The sequence below is a fragment of the Salinispora sp. H7-4 genome (genome assembly GCF_013416675.1).
GTDB classification, from domain to species: Bacteria; Actinomycetota; Actinomycetes; order Mycobacteriales; family Micromonosporaceae; genus Micromonospora; species Micromonospora vitiensis.
This window is the reverse complement of record NZ_JABZED010000061.1, coordinates 1-4,441: the sequence shown is the minus strand read 5'-3', so window position 1 is coordinate 4,441 and position 4,441 is coordinate 1. Positions and strand designations below refer to the sequence as shown.

General features: G+C 63.4%; 1 protein-coding gene. It reads left to right on the top strand.

All coding sequences use genetic code 11. The features are described from left to right. Window positions 1-4,441 (top strand): type I polyketide synthase (locus H0524_RS22805; RefSeq protein WP_180200493.1); only part of this gene is annotated, 4,441 nt, incomplete at both ends.

Here is a 4,441-nt window from a genome sequence, read left to right as displayed (position 1 = left end):
AGTTTGTGTCGTGGCGGTTGGTTGATGTGTTGCGTGGTGTGGAGGGGGCGCCGTCGCTGGATCGGGTTGATGTGGTGCAGCCGGTGTTGTGGGCGGTGATGGTGTCGCTTGCGGGGTTGTGGCGTTCGTTTGGTGTGGAGCCGGATGCGGTGGTGGGTCATTCGCAGGGTGAGATTGCGGCTGCGGTGGTGGCGGGTGGTTTGTCGTTGCGTGATGGTGCGTTGGTGGTGGCGTTGCGTAGTGCGGTGATCGCGGAGGTGTTGGCGGGTCGGGGTGCGATGGCCTCGGTGGGTCTGCCGGAGGGGCGGGTGCGTGATCGTCTGGTTGCGTATGACGGTCGCTTGTCGGTGGCCACGGTCAACGGCGCGTCGTCGGTGGTGGTGACCGGTGATCGGGACGCGGTGGACGAGCTGATCGCCACGTTGGATGCCGAGGGTGTGCGGGCCAGGCGGGTGAACATCGACTATGCGTCGCATTCTGCGCAGGTGGAGTTGATTGAGCAGCGGTTGTTGGAGGTGTTGGCGGGGGTGGTTCCTCGGTCGTCGAGTGTGCCGTTCTATTCGACGGTGACCGGGGGTGTGGTGGACACCGTGGGGTTGGATGCCGGTTATTGGTTTGCGAATCTGCGACAGCGGGTGCGGTTCGACGAGGCGACTCGGGTGTTGTTGGGGGCGGGGATGGGGGTGTTTTTGGAGTGTAGTGCGCATCCGGTGTTGACGGTGGGTATTGAGGAGACCGCTGCGGATGTGGGTGTTGAGGTTGCGGCGGTGGGTTCGTTGCGTCGGGGTGAGGGTGGGTGGCGTCGGTGGCTTGTCTCGGTGGGTGAGGCGTTTGTGCGGGGGGTGTGGGTGGATTGGTCGTCGGCGTTGCCGGCTCGGCCGCGGGGTGAGGTGTTGTTGCCGACGTATCCGTTCCAGCGTCGGCGTTATTGGATCAACGCTACTGGTGGTACTGCGGATCTTGGTTCGGCTGGTCTGGGTTCGGCTGGTCATCCGTTGTGGGGGGCTGCGGTGACTATGGCGGAGTCGGGGGAGGTGTTGTTCACTGGCCGGTTGTCGTTGGATGCTCATCCGTGGTTGGCCGAGCATGCTGTGTCGGGCAGGGTGTTGTTGCCTGGTGCTGGTTTCGTTGAGCTTGTTCTGCATGCGGGTGATCATGTTGGTTGTGGTCGGGTGGAGGAGTTGACGCTGCACGCGCCGTTGTTTTTGCCGGAGCAGGGTGCTGTTCAGGTGCAGTTGTTGCTCGGTGCGGCTGATGATGGGGGCCGTCGTCCGGTGAGTGTGCATGCCCGGTTGGAGCATGCCGATCCGGATTTGCCGTGGACCCGGCATGCGGCGGGCGTCCTTTCGGCTGAGGTTGTCGATCCCGGTTTCGACTTGGCGGTGTGGCCGCCGTTGGGGGCGGTGCCGGTGTCGACGGTGGGGTTGTATGACGATTTGGTGGCTCAGGGTTATGAGTATGGTCCGGTGTTTCAGGGTGTGCAGGCTGCGTGGCGGGTTGGTGAGGTGGTGTTTGCGGAGGTTGCTCTTCCGCAGGAGGCGTTTGCGGATGCGGGTCGGTTCGGTGTGCATCCGGCGTTGTTGGATGCGGCGTTGCATGCGGTGGGGATTGGTGAGCCGGTGCCGGCGGGTCGTGCGCCGTATCTGCCGTTTGCGTGGACTGATGTCACGCTCTTTGCTGCTGGTGCGACTGCTTTGCGGGTGAAGGTCACCTTGGCTGGTCCGGAGTCGGCGACGCTGTATCTGGCTGATCCTGAGGGGAGCCCGGTTGCTGTCGTTGGTTCGTTGGTGTCGCGTCCGGTGCAACTCGAGGCTGCGGTACCGACCGATGGTGACCTCTACCGCGTCGACTGGACCACCGTTCCCACCGGCACCGCTCCTGAGTCGTGGGGCTACCTGGAGGGGCTCGGGCTCGGCGTACCCGACGTCGTGCTCGCCCCGCTCACCCGGGCCGACGACGCCACCGACCCGGCCACCGCTGCCCGTACGGCGACGGGGGAGGTCCTCGCCATGCTGCAGTCCTGGCTGGCCGACCCGGCCCAGGCTGCCGCCCGGCTGGTAGTGATCACCGATGGTGCCGTTGATGGTGGTGTGGATGTGGTTCATGCTCCGGTGTGGGGTTTGGTGCGTGCTGCGCAGGCGGAGAATCCGGGTCAGTTCGTGTTGGTGGATGTGGATTCGGGGACTGGGGTGGAGGAGATTCTGGCGGCGGTGGGTACGGGGGAGCCGGAGTTGTCGTTGCGGGGTGGGCAGGTGCGGGTGCCGCGGTTGGTTCGTGCGGGTGCGGGTGCGGGTGCGGGTGCGGGTGCGGGTGTGGGTGTGTGGGGTGAGGGCACGGTGTTGGTTACTGGTGGTACTGGTGTGTTGGGTGCGTTGGTGGCGCGGTATTTGGTGGCGGTGCATGGGGTTCGGGATTTGGTGTTGGTGTCGCGGCGGGGTGTGGCGGCGCCGGGTGCGGTGGAGTTGCGTGCTGAGTTGATGGGGCTTGGTGCGGTGGTGGAGGTGGTGGCGTGTGATGTGGCTGATCGGGATGCTGTTGCTGTTTTGTTGGATGGTGTTCCTGGGTTGAGTGCTGTGGTGCATACGAGTGGTGTGTTGGATGATGGTACGGTGGCTGGTTTCACTGAGGCGCAGTTGGATTCGGTGTGGCGGGCTAAGGCGGCGTCGGCGTGGCATTTGCATGAGTTGACTCGTGGTCGGGAGTTGGCGGCGTTTGTTTTGTTTTCTTCTGCTGCGGGGGTGGTGGATGGTTCTGGTCAGGGTAATTATGCGGCGGCGAATGTCTTTTTGGATGCGTTGGCGGGGTTGCGGCGGGGTCTTGGTTTGCCGGCGGTGTCGTTGGCGTGGGGGTTCTGGGAGCAGCGTAGTGGGATGACGGCGCATTTGGGTGATGCCGAGGTGGCTCGGATGGCGCGTTCTGGTGTTTTGCCGCTTGGTTCGGAGCGGGGTTTGGCGTTGTTTGATGCGGCGGTGGGGGCTGATGAGTCGGTGTTGGTGCCGATCCGGTTGGATATGGCGGCGTTGCGTGCTCAGGGGCAGCAGATGCCGGCGCTTTTCCGTGGTTTGGTGCGGTTGCCGGCTCGTCGGGCGGCGGGTGGTGGGGCGGTTCCGGTGGGTGGTTCTGCCCTTGAGCGGCAGTTGGCGGCGCTTGGTGTGGATGATCAGCATCGGATGTTGTTGGATTTGGTGCGGGTGAATGTGGCTGGTGTTCTTGGTCATGATGGTGTGGCCGCGGTGGAGCCGGCGCGGGCGTTTCGTGATTTTGGTTTTGATTCTCTTGCGGCGGTGGAGTTGCGGAATCGGCTTAATGTTGCTGTCGGGTTGCGGTTGCCGGCGACTCTGGTTTTTGATTATCCGAATCCTACGGCGCTTGCCGGCTATCTGCATGGTCGGATTCTTGGGGTGGGGGCTCCTGCGGCTTCTGTGGTGGCTACGCCGGTTGTCGGTGATGAGCCGGTGGCGATTGTTGCGATGAGTTGTCGTTTTCCGGGTGGGGTGGTGACTCCGGAGCAGTTGTGGGAGTTGTTGGAGGGTGGTGTTGATGCGGTTTCCGGGTTTCCTACTGATCGGGGTTGGGATTTGGTGGGTATGTATGATCCGGAGCCTGGTAAGCCGGGGAAGACGTATTCGTTGGAGGGTGGTTTCCTCTATGATGCGGCCGATTTTGATGCGGACTTTTTTGGGATTAGTCCGCGGGAGGCGGTCGCGATGGATCCGCAGCAGCGGTTGCTGCTGGAGACCTCGTGGGAGGCGTTGGAGCGGGCCGGGATTGATCCGACTTCGCTTAAGGGTAGCGGTACTGGTGTGTTCGCCGGGGTGATGTATCACGACTATGCCAGCCGGTTGCCGGAGGTTCCCGAGGAGTTGGCGGGTTATCTGGGTAATGGCAGCATGGCCAGTGTTGCCTCTGGGCGTATTTCTTACACTCTTGGTTTGGAGGGGCCGGCGGTCAGTGTCGATACCGCTTGTTCGTCGTCGTTGGTGGCGGTGCATCTGGCGGTGCAGGCGTTGCGGTCTGGGGAGTGTTCCCTGGCGTTGGCTGGTGGGGTCACGGTGATGTCTACTCCGGATACGTTTGTGGACTTCAGTCTTCAGCGTGGGTTGGCCGCTGACGGCCGGTGTAAGTCCTTCGCTGCCGGGGCCGATGGCACCGCGATGTCCGAGGGCGCGGGCATGCTGCTGCTGGAGCGGCTTTCCGACGCCGAGCGTCATGGTCATCAGGTGCTGGCGGTGGTGCGTGGCTCGGCGACCAATCAGGATGGTGCGTCGAATGGGTTGACGGCGCCGAATGGTCCGTCTCAGCAGCGGGTCATCCGACAGGCGCTGGCTGCTGCCGATGTTCGTCCGGAGCAGGTTGATCTGGTGGAGGCGCATGGTACGGGTACCACTCTCGGTGATCCGATTGAGGCGCAGGCGATCATTGCTACGTATGGGCAGGGTCG